This is a genomic window from Colwellia sp. BRX10-9, from assembly GCF_014077405.1.
Classification (GTDB): Bacteria; Pseudomonadota; Gammaproteobacteria; order Enterobacterales; family Alteromonadaceae; genus Colwellia_A.
The window spans coordinates 227,221-245,237 of record NZ_JACGVV010000002.1 but is presented as its reverse complement, the minus strand read 5'-3'; the positions used below and the strand labels follow the sequence as shown (position 1 = coordinate 245,237).

Annotated in this window: 15 protein-coding genes; 4 read left to right on the top strand and 11 right to left on the bottom strand. The window is 38.0% G+C overall.

What is annotated here, in order from left to right:
* Positions 1-64: 64 nt before the first annotated feature.
* The 6 genes from hfq to H4J69_RS02280 all read right to left on the bottom strand — a co-directional run bounded on the left by hfq (position 65) and on the right by H4J69_RS02280 (position 6,792).
* Entirely contained in the window at positions 65-322 is a 258-nt protein-coding gene (gene hfq / locus H4J69_RS02305) for an RNA chaperone Hfq (protein ID WP_070375096.1), read from the bottom strand.
* Positions 323-424: 102 nt separating this feature from the next.
* Entirely contained in the window at positions 425-1,390 is a 966-nt protein-coding gene (gene miaA, locus H4J69_RS02300; protein ID WP_182244317.1) for a tRNA (adenosine(37)-N6)-dimethylallyltransferase MiaA, read from the bottom strand.
* A 4-nt stretch (positions 1,391-1,394) separates the two neighbouring features.
* Positions 1,395-3,302 (bottom strand): DNA mismatch repair endonuclease MutL, encoded by a 1,908-nt coding sequence (gene mutL / locus H4J69_RS02295; RefSeq protein ID WP_182244300.1) that lies wholly within the window; start codon positions 3,300-3,302, stop codon positions 1,395-1,397.
* Between the two features lie 31 nt (positions 3,303-3,333).
* Positions 3,334-4,638, bottom strand: a complete 1,305-nt coding sequence (locus tag H4J69_RS02290; protein ID WP_182230691.1) for an N-acetylmuramoyl-L-alanine amidase — start codon at positions 4,636-4,638, stop codon at positions 3,334-3,336.
* Positions 4,639-4,676: 38 nt separating this feature from the next.
* Positions 4,677-5,150 carry a tRNA (adenosine(37)-N6)-threonylcarbamoyltransferase complex ATPase subunit type 1 TsaE gene (tsaE, locus tag H4J69_RS02285; RefSeq protein WP_404842494.1) on the bottom strand — a complete coding sequence of 158 codons (474 nt, stop codon included), beginning with the start codon at positions 5,148-5,150 and terminating at the stop codon, positions 4,677-4,679.
* A 19-nt stretch (positions 5,151-5,169) separates the two neighbouring features.
* Positions 5,170-6,792, bottom strand: coding sequence for an NAD(P)H-hydrate dehydratase (locus H4J69_RS02280; protein WP_182244301.1), 1,623 nt, complete (start codon positions 6,790-6,792; stop codon positions 5,170-5,172).
* A 44-nt stretch (positions 6,793-6,836) separates the two neighbouring features.
* Here H4J69_RS02280 and queG point away from each other — a divergent pair, with 44 nt between their 5' ends.
* A complete protein-coding gene (queG, locus tag H4J69_RS02275; RefSeq protein WP_182244302.1) occupies positions 6,837-7,997 on the top strand; it encodes a tRNA epoxyqueuosine(34) reductase QueG in 1,161 nt (386 codons plus the stop codon).
* Here queG and H4J69_RS02270 read toward each other — a convergent pair.
* From H4J69_RS02270 to orn, 5 genes are all read right to left on the bottom strand, one after another.
* Positions 7,984-9,648: a response regulator gene (locus H4J69_RS02270; RefSeq protein ID WP_182221521.1), complete on the bottom strand. Its 1,665-nt coding sequence runs from the start codon at positions 9,646-9,648 to the stop codon at positions 7,984-7,986. The two genes, queG and H4J69_RS02270, sit on opposite strands and share 14 nt — an antisense overlap.
* A 12-nt stretch (positions 9,649-9,660) precedes the next feature.
* The gene (locus tag H4J69_RS02265; protein WP_182244303.1) at positions 9,661-9,864 is read right to left on the bottom strand and encodes a DUF1289 domain-containing protein; all 204 of its coding nucleotides are present in this window, start codon (positions 9,862-9,864) and stop codon (positions 9,661-9,663) included.
* A gap of 221 nt (positions 9,865-10,085) precedes the next feature.
* Positions 10,086-13,439, bottom strand: coding sequence for a hypothetical protein (locus H4J69_RS02260; protein ID WP_182244304.1), 3,354 nt, complete (start codon positions 13,437-13,439; stop codon positions 10,086-10,088).
* Between the two features lie 176 nt (positions 13,440-13,615).
* A complete protein-coding gene (locus tag H4J69_RS02255) occupies positions 13,616-14,101 on the bottom strand; it encodes a DUF4442 domain-containing protein (RefSeq protein ID WP_182230698.1) in 486 nt (161 codons plus the stop codon).
* Between the two features lie 194 nt (positions 14,102-14,295).
* A complete protein-coding gene (orn, locus tag H4J69_RS02250; RefSeq protein ID WP_182216055.1) occupies positions 14,296-14,841 on the bottom strand; it encodes an oligoribonuclease in 546 nt (181 codons plus the stop codon).
* Positions 14,842-15,166: 325 nt separating this feature from the next.
* On the opposite strand from orn, the gene rsgA reads away from it, so the two are divergent.
* The 3 genes from rsgA (at position 15,167) to H4J69_RS02235 (ending at position 17,995) form a co-directional block, all read left to right on the top strand.
* Positions 15,167-16,204, top strand: a complete 1,038-nt coding sequence (gene rsgA, locus H4J69_RS02245; protein WP_182216054.1) for a small ribosomal subunit biogenesis GTPase RsgA — start codon at positions 15,167-15,169, stop codon at positions 16,202-16,204.
* A 68-nt stretch (positions 16,205-16,272) separates the two neighbouring features.
* Positions 16,273-17,106 (top strand): archaetidylserine decarboxylase, encoded by an 834-nt coding sequence (gene asd, locus H4J69_RS02240; protein WP_182216110.1) that lies wholly within the window; start codon positions 16,273-16,275, stop codon positions 17,104-17,106.
* 508 nt (positions 17,107-17,614) lie between these two features.
* Positions 17,615-17,995, top strand: coding sequence for a BlaI/MecI/CopY family transcriptional regulator (locus H4J69_RS02235; protein WP_070375106.1), 381 nt, complete (start codon positions 17,615-17,617; stop codon positions 17,993-17,995).
* Positions 17,996-18,017: the final 22 nt, after the last annotated feature.

The following is an 18,017-nucleotide window of genomic DNA, read 5'->3' as shown; positions in this document are numbered from 1 at the left end:
AGTTAAACCAAAAGAAACTTTTGGACACGTAATATTTGGTGTACAACCAAACTCAACGAAATCATTAATCTTGCTGTTCCTGACTATAATCACCAGTTTGTGGTGCTGGCATCGTAGAAACTGCCCGTGAAGGAACAACAGTAGAAATGGCGTGTTTATAGACCATTTGACTCACTGTATTTTTAAGTAAAATAACAAATTGATCAAAGGACTCTACTTGTCCTTGTAGTTTAATGCCATTAACTAAATATATTGCTACCGGAATGCGATCACGTCGTAAAGCATTCAAAAATGGGTCTTGTAAAGATTGCCCCTTTGCCATTGTTTGGCCCCTTTTTTGTTATTTTTAATAAATGTATGTAAGAGTTTTTTCTCTAGAAAACTAGTTACTTACTATGCAACTGTTTTTATTATACATCAAGGTTTAAAGTTTGCTTACTGAAGACATAATTAGTTTTAAATTATTTTCGTCTTCCATATGCAACCATTGTAAATTTGGCCAATTTCTCAACCAAGTTAACTGTCGTTTAGCCAGTTGTCGCGTCGCACAAATGCCTTTGAAAACCATTTCATCATGGTCGACTTCACCATCTAAATATTCCCACATCTGTCGATAACCCACACAACGAATAGCGGGTAAATTTTCATGCAAATCGTCACGCTGCTTTAACTTAACAACTTCTGATTCAAAATTTTGTTCAATCATCTGTTCAAACCTAAGCGCAATACGACCATGTAAATCTTTACGCTCTTTCGGTGAGATAGCAAATTGTAAAACATCACCACTGAGTCGTTCACCCTTAACTTTCGTTAAGTCGGTGATACTTTTGCCCGTTAGGCGGTAAACTTCTAATGCCCGCATTAATCGTTGCGGATCATTTTTGTGAATACGTTCGGCAGAAACCGGGTCTACGCTAGCAAGTTGTTGATGGATGTTCTCCCAGCCAAATTGTTCAGCTTCGTCAGCTATGCCTTGGCGAATTTTTACATCGGCCGCCGGCAGAGGCGAAATACCATCAATCAGGCTTTTAAAATACATCATAGTACCGCCAACCAATAAAGGTATGCGGTTATTCGCCCTAATTTTCTCAATTTCTAGTAAAGCGTCACGGCAAAAATCAGCGGCAGAGTAACTTTCACTGGCATCAATTAAATTAATTAATCGATGCGGATACTTTGCTAATTCTTCTGCTGTTGGTTTTGCAGTACCAATGTCCATATCACGATAAACAAGCGCAGAATCAACACTGATAATATCGCATGGCAAGGCATCATGTAATGCCATTGCTAACGCTGTTTTACCTGATGCAGTAGGCCCCATCAAACAAATGACTGGCGGTAATTTACGGTTTTTACTGTCAATATTGTTTGTTGATAAAGCGTCAGGCATCAATTTAAGTAGCATTCGTTAACATTCTTATTGATGATGTGAGGTCTATCAATACCGAATTCAAGCGTAGCTGCTGCTCAAAGGTAGGATTTAATTGTTGCTGACTCAAACGGAGTAGGCTTTTAGCTTGTTGGTTATCGTAAGAATCAGCGGATAATAAACTTGCAAAGGCTTGTTGCCAATCACTATTTGTTAATTCTTGTCCATCTTCTAAACACAAATGTGTTAAGAGCTTATTAACACTTAAATTTACATCTTTATTTCTTAACAAGGCCGGAAACTCTCGTACTTGTATGCTGCTCTTAGATAAAACACTCGCGACAATACCTATTTTTTTCAGTGCATCAGTCTGCGCTTCAACAAAAGTGACTTGTGCATGCGTTAACGATATCTTAATTGGCAATAGTAACGGCTGGCTAACAAAATTATGCTGCCATCTGTTTTTTACTTCGAAGAATTTAACCGCTTGCTCTATTTTGTTTAATGCCAATAAACGTAGTTCATTGTCTAACGTTATCACCGCATATTTTTCATCAATAATCTTGGTTAACACTAAGTGCTCATTTTCATTCACCTCGTGTATTGGCAGAGCGGCACTGTCTTCATCTGACTTTCCACTAGACAAAGGCGTCATCAATGTTTGATAAGCTTGCGCAGCATTTCTGCTCACTTGGTTATTACTGTGCGTATAAGATGAATAATTCTTTTGACTACTTGGCTTGCTACCTTGATAGGGTTCGCTTTGAACATCGGTAACTTTCGTCAATGGCTTAATATAATCACGCGTTAATTGCTGCCCGGTTTCATCTGACTCAAGCTGATTGTCTTGTCTATAATTTACCGCATGGCTTTCAGGCTGAAGTGGTAAAGTAGCCGAGGGTTGATCTTCTGATTCAGGCAATAAGCCAACATTAGCATTTTCGCTTAACGCGTTATGACAAACCGAATAAATAAAATCATGAATATAACGCCCTTGATGAAACCGTACTTCATGTTTTGCTGGATGAACATTTACATCGACTTCTCGGACATCAAGCACCAGAAACAGCACAAAAGCCGGATAAGTATCCGCAGGTAACAGATGACTATAAGCTTGACGAATGGCGTGATTAATTAACTTATCTCGCATCATACGGCCATTTACGTAACTAAAGCATAAATCATTTTGGTTACGGGCAAAGCTTGGTAGCCCTACCCAACCTGATAATTGTAAATCGCCATGCTGGCAGTCAATTTCCAGTGAATGCTCAATAAACTTTTGACCACAAATTTGTGCTACCCGTTTTGCGTATAAGCTTTTATTATTGACTGATTTAAAATGCTTAATCACTTTCTGATTATGTGACAAAATAAAACTAACATCAAAGCGCGCCAAAGCGATACGCTTAATAACCTCTTCAATATGAGTGAACTCTGTTTTTTCAGTACGAAGGAATTTTCGTCTCGCGGGGGTATTAAAAAACAAGTCGACAACATCAATGGTCGTGCCATTAGGATGTGCAGCGGGTTGTAAGGCTACCGCCATATCTCGCCCTTCGGCAATGGCTTGCCAAGCTGATTCTTGCTCAGCAGGTTTTGACGTCAACGTTAAACGTGAGACTGAGCTAATACTTGCCAGTGCTTCGCCACGAAACCCTAAACTACAAATACCTTCTAAATCATTTAAATCTTTAATTTTACTGGTCGCATGACGACTTAGCGCTAACGTTAGTTCATCTTTAACAATACCCGAGCCATTATCACTAATACGAATACGTTTAGCGCCACCTTTTTCAATGTCTATTTTAATGGTCGTTGCGCCAGCATCTAAGCTGTTTTCAACTAACTCTTTCACCACTGATGAAGGACGTTCTACGACTTCACCGGCAGCAATTTGGTTAGCTAGGCGTGCTGGAAGGATTTCTATGGTCATAAATTTTGATCTGTTAACTATTTATAATAAATTAATCGGCGCGAGGTATGGTTAAGGTTTGACCTATGCGAACGGTATTCGAGGTTAAACTATTTGCCATTTTTAATTCTCGTACTGAAACACTATAGCGTTGTGCAACCACAGATAAAGATTCACCGCGAGTAATTTTATGTTGTCGTGTTTCAATAGAGGCATAATAACTGCCCATCGGCGGTTGAATCATAAAATGGTCTTTAATACCTTTAAAAATACCTTTAGCGAGCTTGCGCTGATGAGCACTAGAGTTTAAATTCTGTTCTTCTCTATGGTTAGAAATAAAACCTGTTTCAACTAAAATCGAAGGGATATCTGAAGATTTTAACACACCAAAATTACCATGTTGGGGAACTTTCTTGTGCATTTTAGTAATTTTTTTCAGTTGTTTTAGTACGCTATTCGCCATGCTAATACTGACACCCTGCGAATGCTCTTTATTCATATCTGCTAAGGTTTTTGCCAAGTTATCATCGCGGGTATTTTTAATAACACCACCGCCACCACCTAAAAGCTCGGAGTTGTTCGAGCGGTTACGCAGCCATTTGGCCATTTCTGACTCAACCCGTTTGTGCGATACAATCCAGACTGAGGCTCCGTTAGGTTGAGGTGTTCTAAAGGCATCGGCATGAATTGACACTAAAAAATCCACTTGGTTTTTTCTGGCTATTTCACTACGTCGACCGACCGAAACATAATAGTCTCCATCGCGCACCATTACCGCCTTCATGCCTTTTTCATTATTAATATAGGTAGCAAGTTTTTTAGCAATCGCTAACGTAACACGTTTTTCATAGCTGCCTTTACCCCCTATAGAACCAGGATCCTCACCACCGTGGCCAGCATCAATGGCAATAAGAATATCTCGATGATCGTTTTTGGGGGTATGGTCGCCTTGGTTGATTTTTTCTTCATCGAATAAATCAATCACTAAACGGTTACCGTATTGTCCAGCTGGTGCAAGCGGAAAAACAGCCAAAGAGTAATTATCCGCTAATTCTAATACTAAACGTGTTGTGCCTTTAATACGCGATTTACTGGTGCGGATCAGTTTTATGCGTTTATCCTTTTTAAGGATATTCTTAAACGAAACATGATTCTTACTGTTGTTAAAATCTATGACTAAACGCTGAGGATTCTGTAAACTGAAATACTTATAATCAGGCTGTTCACTGAGATCAAAAACAATACGGGTATTTTCCGGGGCTGGCCAGACACGAACGCCATCGATGCTATTACCCTGCGCTTCAAAGAAAACACTAACGGTTAATAACATAGCTAATAATAACGATCGAATATTCATTTACTGCTGCCCTTTCCTTTTGCGTCTATTAGCGCACATTAACTAAGCGCATTTACTACGAGCTCACCCAAAGGGGTCTTTGCTTGTATGTTGATGGTTCTTTGCTCTTCACTATACGCTAAGTCGATACGCAAATCAGGTGCCTTGATCATACCTAGCCCCTTTTCTGGCCACTCAATAAAGCAACAGCAGTTATCTGCAAAATAATCTCGAATGCCCATATATTCTAGTTCTTCAGGATCTGACAAGCGATATAAATCAAAATGATAAACTAACCAGTCATGTAATTCATAAGGTTCAACGAGAGTATAGGTTGGGCTTTTTACGTGGCCAATATGCCCCATACCTTGCACAAAACCTCGAGTTAAGGTGGTTTTTCCCGCACCTAAATCACCGTAAAGATATACAACAATACCTTGTTTTAGTTCTTTTTTTACAATATCAGCTAATTTATTACCCATAGCTATAGTTGCTGATTCATCAGCTAAAAAGTAGTTTTTGTTTGTAAGCATTTCTTTCATCAATTATTTTCTAAAATTTATTATTTATAAGCTGCCGTATAACTGGCAATAGGTCACTTGCTAGCATACCAATTTTTCCATGCTTTTGCGCAATAATGTCAGCAGCCTTACCATGAATATAAACGGCCAAGGCTGTAAGCTTTGCAAAATCAGTTCGCTCTTGCAGTTCCTCCCCTTTTTCTGACGAGCTTTTTTGCATTAGCAATGCCGCAATAATACCTGATAACACATCGCCCATGCCTCCGCTTGCCATGCCTGAATTACCCGTTGTGTTCACCCAAACCTGTTGACCATCACTTATCAAACTCCCTGCACCTTTCAATACGCTCACGCATTGATATTGTTGGGCTATTTTTTTTACGGCGCTAAAACGATCTCGCTCTATTTCTGTCACAGTGCAATTTAACAGCGTTGCAGCTTCACCGGGATGTGGCGTTAAAACCCAATGGTTACTATTAATTTTATCCGTTAATAAATTTTGTTGGTAAGCTTGCGCCAACAAACTCAAACCATCGGCGTCAATTACACATAATTTTTTTTGAGCCAGCACTAAATCAAATAATGCCTGACTCCACTCATTTTGACCCAAACCAGGGCCAAGCACATAAGCCTTAGCTTTACTTAATGTCATTGATCCCACAAGTTGTTCTGCGCAACTAGGCGCTAACATTAATTCTGGGCGGCCATTAAAGACTAATGCTCGATTATTTTTATGACAACAAACACTCACTAATGCAGCGCCACTGCGCAATGACGCCTCTGCCGACAAACGTATCGCACCAGCAAAACCTTCTCCGCCCCCAACAGCCAGTAATAATCCAATATTTCCTTTGTGACTGCTTGCTTTGCGTTTAGGTAAAGCAGCAAAAAAGTCGTTGCCAAAAACCATGATATTGGTCTTCACTTGATCTGTAAATGCTTGACCTAATGCTAAATCAGCAAAATAGATTTCCCCAACATGGTTAATGGCTTGTCCCGTCACTAAACCGCACTTTAGAGCAATAAAAGTGACAGTACTGTTAGCAATGACTGCCGTATTTTCAACAACACCTGTAGTTGCACATAAACCTGAAGGCACATCAACACTAATCACTTTTGCCAAATGCTGGTTAATAGAAGTAACTAATGTCACTAGAGTTTCTGGTAGGCGTCCTTTAAAACCAATACCAAATAGTGCATCAATAATTAACTTCCCTTGAAAATTCGCTACCATTTCAACATTAGCCGTTTTTTGATCAAATATAATCAAGCCATTTTCAACTTTATTAACATTGATGTAAGCTTGGTAAGCGCGTAAAGCATCGCCGGATAATTCTTCTGGTTTTGCCGTTAGTAGCACAGAAACCTGAAAACCAGCTTGCACAGCTAAACGTGCAATCACAAACCCATCACCACCGTTATTACCTTTTCCACAAATAACTAACAGCTTTTGGCTAGCTATTTTTTGACCTATATCATTTTCATTTTGAAGATATTTTTGCTTTATATGCTGAAAAACAGCCTGACCTGCATTTTTCATCAATGAATACATTTCAATATTTTCTATAGCAGCAACTTTTGCTTCATTAGCTAACACTTGCTTCGCGGAAAAAGCAGCTTGTGGTAAGCTTGCACTCAACAGTTTTATTTCCATTTCTATCTCCCTTTACCAAATTGTACTGCGATGACATGTTAACTATGACAACACCTAATATTAACTATCAAGAATTAGCTGAAAAAATCAAGCTTTGGGGTCAAGAATTAGGCTTTTCGCAAATAGGTTTCAGTGATATTGACTTATCAAGTCATGAACAAGCCTTAACAACGTGGCTAGAAAATAATTATCACGGTGAAATGGATTACATGCAAAAGCATGGTTTAATGCGAGCACGCGCCCAAGAGCTTGTTGAAGGAACAACGCGGGTGATTAGTGTTCGCATGGATTATTTACCCCCCGAAGCAAAATTTGCCCGTACGCTCAAAAAGAAAGACCATGCTTATATCAGCCGCTATGCCTTGGGGCGAGACTATCATAAATTAATGCGCAAACGCCTCAAACAACTCGGTGATAAAATTAGTGAGTACTGTGAAACCTTCAACTTTCGCCCATTTGTTGACTCAGCACCGATCTTAGAGCGACCTTTAGCAGAAAAAGCAGGGTTAGGCTGGGTCGGTAAACATTCGTTATTAATTAACAAAAGTGCCGGTTCATGGTTTTTCTTGGGTGAACTATTAGTTGATATTCCGTTACCGACTAATGAAAAAACAGCCAATGAATGCGGTAGTTGTGTTTCTTGTATTAAAATTTGCCCAACCCAAGCGATAGTGGCTCCTTATGTCGTAGACGCTCGCCGTTGTATATCTTATTTAACCATCGAATTACGTGACTCAATTCCAGAAGAGTTTAGGCCGTTAATTGGCAATAGAATTTATGGCTGTGATGATTGCCAACTCATTTGCCCATGGAATAAATTTGCTAACATCAGTCACGAAGGCGACTTTTCCCCTCGCCAAAATCTTGATGATGTTGAATTATTAACCGTATTTAGCTGGGATGAAGCGACCTTTCTCAATAAAACAGAGGGGTCTCCTATTCGCCGTATTGGTTTTAATAGCTGGCAACGAAATATTTCCGTTGCCATCGGTAATGCGCCATATAGTGCAGAAAATGTTAACGCGTTAAATAATAAGTTAGCAACCGCAGAGCCTATGGTTGCTGAACATATTAATTGGGCATTGCATCAACAAGACAATAAGCGAATCGCTGCAGAACAGCAAAGTGACTTTCCAATAAAAAATCAACGATTAACCGAGCGCTTGATCCGCAGTGTTGAAAAAGGTTTACCTAGAGATGCTTAGCAGGCTCAGCTGATTCAGCTTGCTGCCACTTTATTTTTAACTGCTCTATAGACTCAACACCGCTGCCTTTAATGTTCGCAGACAAGAGTAAAGCAAACGCATCATCGCCCAGTTTTTGATGACTTTCATCAAATTCATTACTTTGTTTAATCACCACCAATATTTTTAACATACGCATCGTTAATTTAATATTATGAGGTGTTAATCTTAGAGCTTGCTGAATAGCCTTAAGCGCGGGCTGTAAACGATTTTTTTCGAAATGTTCAATCGCCATATCGTTCAGTTGTTTGGGTGAAAAATTAATTTCAGCACGCTCAAGACTTTCTTGCTCAATATATTTATTGATCACTTGGCTCGTTAATGAATCACCTGAGACTTGTTTACCGATAATCTCTAACATTTTCAGCGCTTCTTCGCGCATACCCAATTCGTGAAAGACTTTCACTTTATCTAGGTTGTCTTCAATTTGCGGTGACGCAATAAAATTAACATGGTTTTCAACAAGTTTAGTGGCCTTCTCTTTTTGTTCACGAACAATATATAACCGTGCTTGGATCACTAATAACTGCTGTTTAAACTCATTTGCGTCGCTATAATCATTTTGAAGTTGTTTAATATGCTTGTCTGTTTGCTGCAAAACTTTAAAGGATCGTTCGTCAGTAATAGCCGCCGCTAAATCAATGCCTGAACGAATAACATTTAAGAGTAATTCGGGTGAATCATGAATAGAATTTTTCGCTTGCTGGGCGATATTTCGTGTCGCTATATATTGTCCTTCATGGTCATGATTGAGTCGTGCTAAATCCCATGATTTTTTATTACGTTCAATATTTCGTGGCGACAACGCAGTTGCTTTTTTTATCTCATCGTAGGCTCTTTCATATTGCTCATGCTCAATATAATATTGCGCCAGCATATCATGAGCCCCAAATCGAGTAGCGGGCTTATTAATTAACTTTTCAATCAGTTCATTAATTTCGTTTATACGCCCTTGCTTTAACAAAGACTTTACATAGCCTAAATAAACCCAAGCGTAGGTATAGGTTTTCAATAGGCTTTTAAAAAAAGATTCTGCCGTTTCAAATTCTAAAAGACTTAAGTAAGCCTCACCTTTCATCCGCAATATATTGGGGTGATATTGGTGTAAACTTTGATTAACAAGATGGCGGTCAGCAAAATATATAACTTTCGAAAAACTCTTAGTATCAGTCGCTCGATACATATTGAATAATTGCTTTTTAGTTTGCAAGGTATGGATTAAACGTTGTTGCACTGTTTTAGGGGCGAGTGGTTTTACCCAAAAGTCATCGGGCTGTAATTCGACAATTGAATTAACAAGAGACTCATTCGTTTCAGTACTGAGAAAAATAAGAACTGTGGTTTTGTTAACATGACCTCTGAATTTTAATTCTTCGAGTAAATGAAAACCGTCTTTATCACTATTTACATTGAATGAGCAAATAACAATATGAAAACGTGTTGTTTCACATAACCTTATACCGTAATAAGCACTTTCTGCACATTTTACGTGATTAATGCCGATATCATACAATCCTCTTTTTAAGGTGTCATGAACTAACCGGTTATCGTCTATTATCAGCACGGTAAGTTGTGAAAAATCGTCTAATTCACTTTGTTCAGTAATTTCCATTTAACTTTTACCTTAATCGTGCTTCTTTTGAATCACTATTCGTCTTTGTTGACAGTTGTTAATTACCGTTATTTTTTCTTTACTTTTATAGCTTGTCCACGCCAAAATCTCATCAATATGGCGGAAACAACCAAGGCAGATATCATCGGCATTTAAACAGCAATTTCTTACACAAGGACTAGCAACATCCATTTCTTTTTCAACTTTAAAACTCATTTAACTAGTATCCCTGTAAACACATTAACCAAGCATTTAAACAGCAGTATCTTACACAAGGACTAGCAACATCTATTTCTTTTTCAGCTTTAAAACTCATTTAACTAGTATCCCTGTAAACACATTAACCAAGTATTTAAAAAAATTCCAACACAAGGGCTAGCAACATCCATTTCTTTTTCAACTTTAAAACTCATTTAACTAGTATCCCAGTAGTCATATCATATTGCCTCAGCAAACTCATTTAACAGGCGTTGCTGTTCGCTTAATTGACCAAATAACGACATAACTTGTTGATGTTCTATGACCGTATTTGACGTAAGACTAAATAATAGCTGTTGGCTAATATCAATAAAGTCGTTAGCGGTTAATATTTTACTGGTTGTAAACATGCCACTCGTTAGACTCATCGCTAATGGGTAATTATGTACCGCTAGTGCCGTTGATAATTTTTTCATCGCGTCATCAATATCAGCAAGGTAGTCATCTAGCATCAACATTGCCAATTCTGCAGAGCCCTGATTTTTTGCATAGTGTTCAAGGTTAAAAGGTTCAGGTTGATTTGTTTTCGCAGCGGGTGTTAAATCTAAGTTTGATAATACGCTATCAAGCTTTTCAGTTGTTTTTAACAGTTCAACGTCAATATTATTATGCTCTTTAGTCTTATTACTTTGTGCTTTTACTGTATTAATAGCAACCACTTTAGTTGGCTTTGCTTTTAACCAAGGCTGTAAAAGTAGCACCAAAGCATCGACATCATGCAAAGCAGGTAAAATAGAAACAGCCCACTTATCTGCCAATTTTGGTGAGTCTTCAACGGAGAAATCACTTTGATTAAAAGTAAAAATGTCACGGCGTACACTTTTTCCAGCAGACATTTTAATAAAAGGTGATTGTTCAAATTCGGTAAATAACAATAAGTATCTTCCAGAGCTCCACAATTGAGTCATCGTTTTAGGCTGACAGACAATTTTTACCTGTAGTCCTAACCATTGTAAAATACGCAGCAAAGTTAACTGTTTACTGGGATTTTCCACCGCAAAAAGCACTTCAACTTGGGTCGATAAATACTGATGTTTATTAAACACACTGGCAGAAAGTTGATGGTTAGTCGTTTGTTCTGTCGTTAAAAAATCAGCTAAGCTTTGCTGAAGTGTGAGTATTTGCAATGGCGTTTCTGTCTGTTCAAACAAGCCATATCGCTCTAAAGGCGCATTAAGATAAGGTTGCATAACAAAAAGCTTTGGCCGAATATCTATCGATAAACTTGATATCTGTTGCTGTATTTTTTCAACTGATTTTACATAAAGGTCACTGGCCAACATAACGACATCAATGCTTTTATCAATTAACTGCGCGGTACTCAGTTGTTCAATAACTTGTTCCGGATCAGCTAAGGTAGTTATTATGCCATTAGCTGAAGTGATCGCTTTTTCTGTAATACTGCAAATGTCGGCATCACTTGATAACAACAAAATATTGGCTTGCTTTAAATTAATACGCTCTACCGATATCTCTTGTGCTACATCAGCAAAACCTATCGGCAGAGTAAAGCAGAACTGGTAACCCTTTTCTTGTAACTGCACATTTTTATCTGTGACGTTAAGTGAATCAAACAGTAAGCATAAGTAATCAAGGGTATCGTTTGTATTGGTTTTTGCTGACTCAAGGCGCTCGTCTAATAATAAGCACTCGAGAGCCTCGGGGAGTTTTGCGATTGTTTTTTTACTGGTCACAGAAAAATCAAAACGAACAATTTGTTGGCCTTCATTTTTATCGATAACAAGGGTACTAATATGTAAATTAGCTTTAAATAAATCAGCAAGCAGTAATCGGCATAGGCCACTTAACAGCCGGTGAAATAAGCGTACGTCAACTTTCGCAGCAGTTAACAATTGTGGATCTTGTTGGTAATAAATTTTATTACGCTGTAAATGGGCATCGGCAATAATATTAAGTAAAGCCGCGTCAATTTCGTTGTGTAAAGCAACATCACTTAGCGTCATAGGTTTGACCGCAGATAAAAATTCACTTCGAATTTTATGTTGTTGACAGCAATCAAAAATACGCGCGAGTTGTCGATAAACTTGTACCGAAGTAACACCAGCACCAATAGAAACACTTTGGCTTTGCAACATACTGCGCACCACCATATTGGTTAACTTTGTGGTGTTTTCATTGTCTTGTGATTGTCGCTCTAAAATTTGCGTATTATGGGTTAATGAGAGTTGCTGTAGGGACGCTTTTAATTTCTTAATCTCTTTATTTTGTTGATTTATATTGTCATTAGCGGCTTGCTGCTCACTAAGCTGTTGCTGATACTCTTGCTCACTGTGCTCAGGGTTAATCATTGTTTCGAGCGCGGTTTCAAGCTGTTCGGCAATTTTTTTATTTTCCATTGAATTAAAACCGTTGGGGGTCAGTTTTTCATCACTATCCTTTGTTCTTTTTTCAATGAACTGCCTAAATAATTGCACACTCTCTTGGCCATATTTTTTTATTTTGCTTTTACTTTTAAATAACATCGACAATAACAGCAGAAATAGTAGTGCGATCAAACTAAGCACAGTCACTTGTAAATCTTGATTGTTAACATTGAGGTTTTGCTTTTCTAAAAAATCATTTATCTCAGTAGGCAGCCAATCGATTAATCGTAATTTTTTATCTGCAGATAAAGACCCTGGTGATATAGATTCAAGCACTAGCAGCTGTAATTTTTGTTGTTGTTGCTCAATAAATTCGACATATAAACGAGATAACCGTAAATGACTGCGCCACTTCGCTACCGAATTCTGTTGTGAAAATAATAATTGCTCTAAAGTATTAAGTTGCAGCGTTAATAACACACCCTGTTGGCTAACCGTGCTTTCTTCTGGGAGAAAGCTCGTTAATACTTGTTTTAGCTCGGTACTAACATCATCAAAATCTAAAATAGAAGACTGTAAATTCAATTGTTGAAAGGCTAATAGTGCACGGATAATGGTTTGTTGTAATTGTTGTAAGTCACTCAATTCTGTAATTTGCTTTACATAGGCCTTAGCGCGGGTTGCGGTGACTTTATCAGTGTATTTATCTGAATTGAGTTGCTGTAACAGCAGACTTTTTTGTCGCTGTTTTTCCTTAATCTCAACCGTTAATTGATCATTAATTAACTGCAGTTGAATAATGGTATTTTGCTTAAGTTGAGTGTTTCTCTGATGATTTTCACTAAGTTTATCAATAACACCTGAAAATTCTTTATGGCCAACATACATCAAATCAAGCTGAGCTTTATTATTTTTTACCAGTAAAGATATTTTATTAATTTGCTGTTGGGCGACCTCATAGTCAGCAGATAAATTTTTGGCATCAATACGTTTAGTTAAATTTTCTAAGGCTAGATAAGTGATTAAAATTTGTTGTTGTTGTTTATGCTTATTCGCTAACGATGGCAGTTCGTTCTCTACTAACGAGGTCACTTGATTATCACGAAGAACTAACAGAGCAGTTAAGGCGCTAAAAAGAATAAATGAAAGTAAAGCAATCCGAAAAAATCGTCCTGATAATTGCTGAAAAAAGTAACGAGTAGCGTCCATATTGATCAATACCTTCAACGGTAAATTTAGTTAAAAATACAGTGTAAGGAATTGTCACTAAGAATCAACGGTTTTTAATAACGATATGAGTAAGCTGTTTTAAAAATAACGCGCCTCATAGCCGACTAAGGTCAAATCAATCAGCGCGTTTACAGGTTCTTTTTATCTTATCAAACTTAACGTCTTTTGGTTACCCAAGCCCACTCCATTTCACAAACAATAGGCTGTTGATCAGATTCATCGGTAATCTCGACACTGACCATCAAACTGCCTTTATCCGAATTTTCTATTTGTTCAATGTCAGCGAGGCTTAATACAGCTACCGCAGACAAATTTCCCTGCATTCGCCTTTGAAAATGAAATGTCATACTTTTCAATAGCGGTACACAAGTGTCGGGAACATTCATCCCAAAAACGATACCCGTCGCCGACTCTGCCAATAATGCCGCAGCAATGGCATGAACACCACCAATATGGTTTTGTACTTTCTTTTTGTTTTCTAACGATAATACCGCTTTGGTATGAGAAACAGAAATCAACTTTATTGATGAAGTACCAGCATACTTTACTGTCGAACAGAAAATTTTAGTCAGTAAAAAAGAGCGCATAAAGCGCGGCATTCTATTAACTTTACTGATTATTTTTCCAAATTTGTTCGCCATAATTTATTTGCCTGCTGTTAATTTTAATTAAGTGTCGCGTAAACTGGTCTGACCTTCAAGTTTTTTTACCCTGTGGCAAACTTATAGTGAGTGTCCAGATAAAGGCGCGTGACAAACTTATAGTGAGTGTCCAGTTAAAAACGTGCATAAAAAAAGCGCCCTAAGCGCTTTGATTTATACATTATTACTGAGCGCTATAGTTTAAAGAAATGTTCTTGATAAACTTTCATTTCAGCAATTGACTCTAAAATATCATCAAGCGCTAAATGAGCACCCGTTTTTACCACTTTATCTAACACTTCAGGTTTCCAGCGACGCGCTAATTCTTTAACGGTGCTAACGTCTATATTCCGGTAATGAAAGTAATCTTCAAAATCAGGCATATATTTATTAATAAAGCGTCTGTCCTGTCCAATGCTATTACCACACATCGGTGACTTACCTTTTGGCACATATTGTTTAACAAACTTAATCGTCGCCTCGGTAGCATCGGCTAGCGTACTAACACTTTCACGACAACGTGTAGTTAAGCCTGATTGACCATGGTGTTCGATACACCACTGACTCATATTGTCTAACACCTCATCACTTTGGTGAATAGCAAAAACAGGTCCTTGAGCTAAAATATTTAACTGACTGTCAGTCACTATGCTGGCAATCTCTAAAATCACATCTGTATTGGGTTCTAGGCCTGTCATTTCTAAATCTAACCAAATTAAATTTGTCTCGTTACCTGTCATGCCGCTTCCTTAAAAATGCCAACTGTTTTACTGATACCAATATCATTAAGTTATCACCCACTTGTGCCCCCTAAAGTACGCCAAGGCTAAGTTGCTCTTAATCGTAATAGCTCACGATTATTCAATCAAGCGCCTTATCTTCATTTGTTTTCTTCGCCACAGCAAGGTAACAAACTAAGTGAGACTGATATTACTATTACAAGTATATTAGATGAATGGTGATTTAGTCAGTATAATACGTGACAATGAACTGTGATTAAAACTTTTTGTCGCATTACCCTTTTAAAAGACGAGTGAAACTCCATAATTATCATGATAAAACTCCATGTCTAAGCTAAAAAAACTGACTAAAGGTCAGACAAGGCGCATTAAAGATAATCAAGCTAAAAAACTGCGTAATAAACCAGAGCAAGTGCAATGGCAAGATACTGAGTTGGGAGAGCCTGAAAACGGGACTATTCTCAGTCGCTTTGGCCAGCATGCCGATGTAGAAGCAGAAAATGGTGATTGCATACGTTGTAATATACGCCGCGGTGTTAAATCTTTGGTCTGTGGTGATAAAGTTTTATGGCGCAGAGGTAAAGAAACACAACACAGTATTTCAGGAGTCATTGAAGCGGTTCATGAGCGAACGTCAGTATTAAGTCGTCCAGATGTTTATGACGGTGTAAAACCCATAGCGGCAAATATCACACAAATATTAATTGTCTCTTCGGTGTTACCTGCCTTTAACCCTGATATTATCGACCGGTATTTAGTGGCGGCAGAGCAAACAGGTATCACCCCCGTTATCTTACTCAATAAAACTGATTTACTTGATAAAGCCAGTAAAGCTGAAATTGAGCAACATCTCGATATTTATCGTGAGATTGGTTATCAGGTGATTTATGTCAGTAATGAATCTCAACACGGTATAGAAGAGCTTAAGAAACAACTTAGCGAACATACCAGTATCTTTGTAGGTCAATCTGGCGTGGGTAAGTCAACACTTACTAACACCTTGATGCCTGAACTGGGTTTAATGACAAAAATAGTTTCTGAGAACTCTGGTCTAGGTCAACACACAACAACAGTTGCTCGCTTATACCATTTTGAACAAGGTGGTGATTTAATTGATTCACCCGGTATTCGAGAGTTTGGCTTATGGCATTTAACGCCAGCAGAAGTTTATGGTGGCTTTATTGAATTTGAAGATTACTTGGGTGGTTGCCGATTTAGAGATTGTAAACACCAAAATGATCCTGGTTGTGCATTAATAGCCGCCGGTGAAGAAATGAAAATACATCCAAAACGTTTAGCGAGCTTTCAACGAATTTTAGCCAGTTTAGGCGATAATAAATTAACCTCTCGTTTTAACGACTAAATTAATATTAATAATATAAAGGAAATTCAGTGCTTTTAAATAAATTAAAAATCACCCTTCAATACATTATGCCTAAACATTTGATTTCGCGTTTAGCTGGAAAATTTGCCGCTGCAGAATGTGGCCGAGTAACCACAAAAGCCATTGAAGCATTTATCAAGCATTACGGCATTAATATGTCAGAAGCAAAGCTTAAGAATGCCGAAGACTTTACCACCTTCAACGATTTTTTTACCCGCGAACTTGAAGATGGTGCGCGCCCTATTGATAACAATGAAACAACCCTCTGCTATCCCGTTGACGGTGCTATTAGTCAGCAAGGCGATATTGAAGACGGACGTTTAATACAAGCAAAAGGTTTTGATTATTCATTGGAAACCTTGCTGGGTGGTTCATATAACACCGCAAAGCCTTTTCAAGGCGGAAAGTTTTCTTGTATTTATTTAGCACCAAAAGATTATCATCGTATTCATATGCCGATGGCAGCAACATTACGCGAAATGATCTTTGTACCCGGTGATTTATTTTCTGTTAACCCATTAACCGCTAATAACGTGCCTAACTTATTTTCTCGTAACGAACGTGTTGTCGCTATCTTTGATACAAAATCAGGACCTTTAGCTATGGTCCTTGTTGGCGCAACCATAGTTGCCAGTATAGAAACAACCTGGGCAGGTACGATTACTTCACCTAGAGCCAAGGGAATTTTCAGAGAAAGTTACCCGGCTGACGGCGCTGATGCGATCACTTTTGAAAAAGGTGATGAAATGGGACGTTTTAAACTTGGCTCTACGGTAGTGTCAACGTTTGGTCCTGGCATGATCGAGTTTGATGTTGATGCTCATCCAGGTACAGTGACCCGTTTAGGTGAACTCTACGCCAATATTGTTAACGCTGATTAACCAAAAGTTATTGCTCATTAAAGAGCCAGTAGTGAATTTTCCTGAAATACGCTATTGGCTTTTTGCTAGATTTTAGTAAATGTTATGGAGCTTGACGTTCAGTAAGACCAGCAATCAGGGCAATAAGTCTGGGGCGAATATGCCTTCGTGATTAATAACATCGCTAACCACTCTCTTTAATGTCTTTTCTAGATCGGAATTATCACGATTCCCGATAAGTTCACGGCACCCTGTAATCACGGCGCTTAGCCAAACACCATCGAAAATCACCGGTCGATATTTAATTAATATCACACTAAAAATCGCTACCATTTTTACTAACTACCTCGCTCGTACTACATTAAACCTTGAGCAAATAAAAAATAAATTCAATTTAAAAACCTTTGTTATCATAGTGATATTTTAAAACAAAGCCACTAACAACAAAAGGTGTTGCTCATTTTATCAACACAAGATACGATTGCATTCGTATATAACTTATAATTATTCATAGTATTAAGGATTTTAGATGGCTCGAGATAATACAAATATCAAGCCTACAGAAGCAGAGTTAACTTTGCTTAATGTTCTCTGGAAAGTCGGTCCAGCAACAGTTCGTCAGGTACATGATGTTGTCAGTAAAACGCAAAAGACAGGTTACACCACTGTTTTGAAGATTTTACAAATTATGCATGAAAAAACCTTGGTCATTCGAGACGAAAGTAATCGTGCCCATGTCTATGCACCATCAAATAGTGAAACCTTTACACAATCTTCATTATTAAAAGACCTAGCTTCAAAGGCTTTTGGTGGCTCAACGTCAAAATTAGTGATGCGAGCTTTAGATGAATCAACCAGTAAAGAAGAAATTGCCGACATTCGTCAATTACTTAATGAGCTAGAAAAGTAAAAACTGCTACACTTGTTATAGT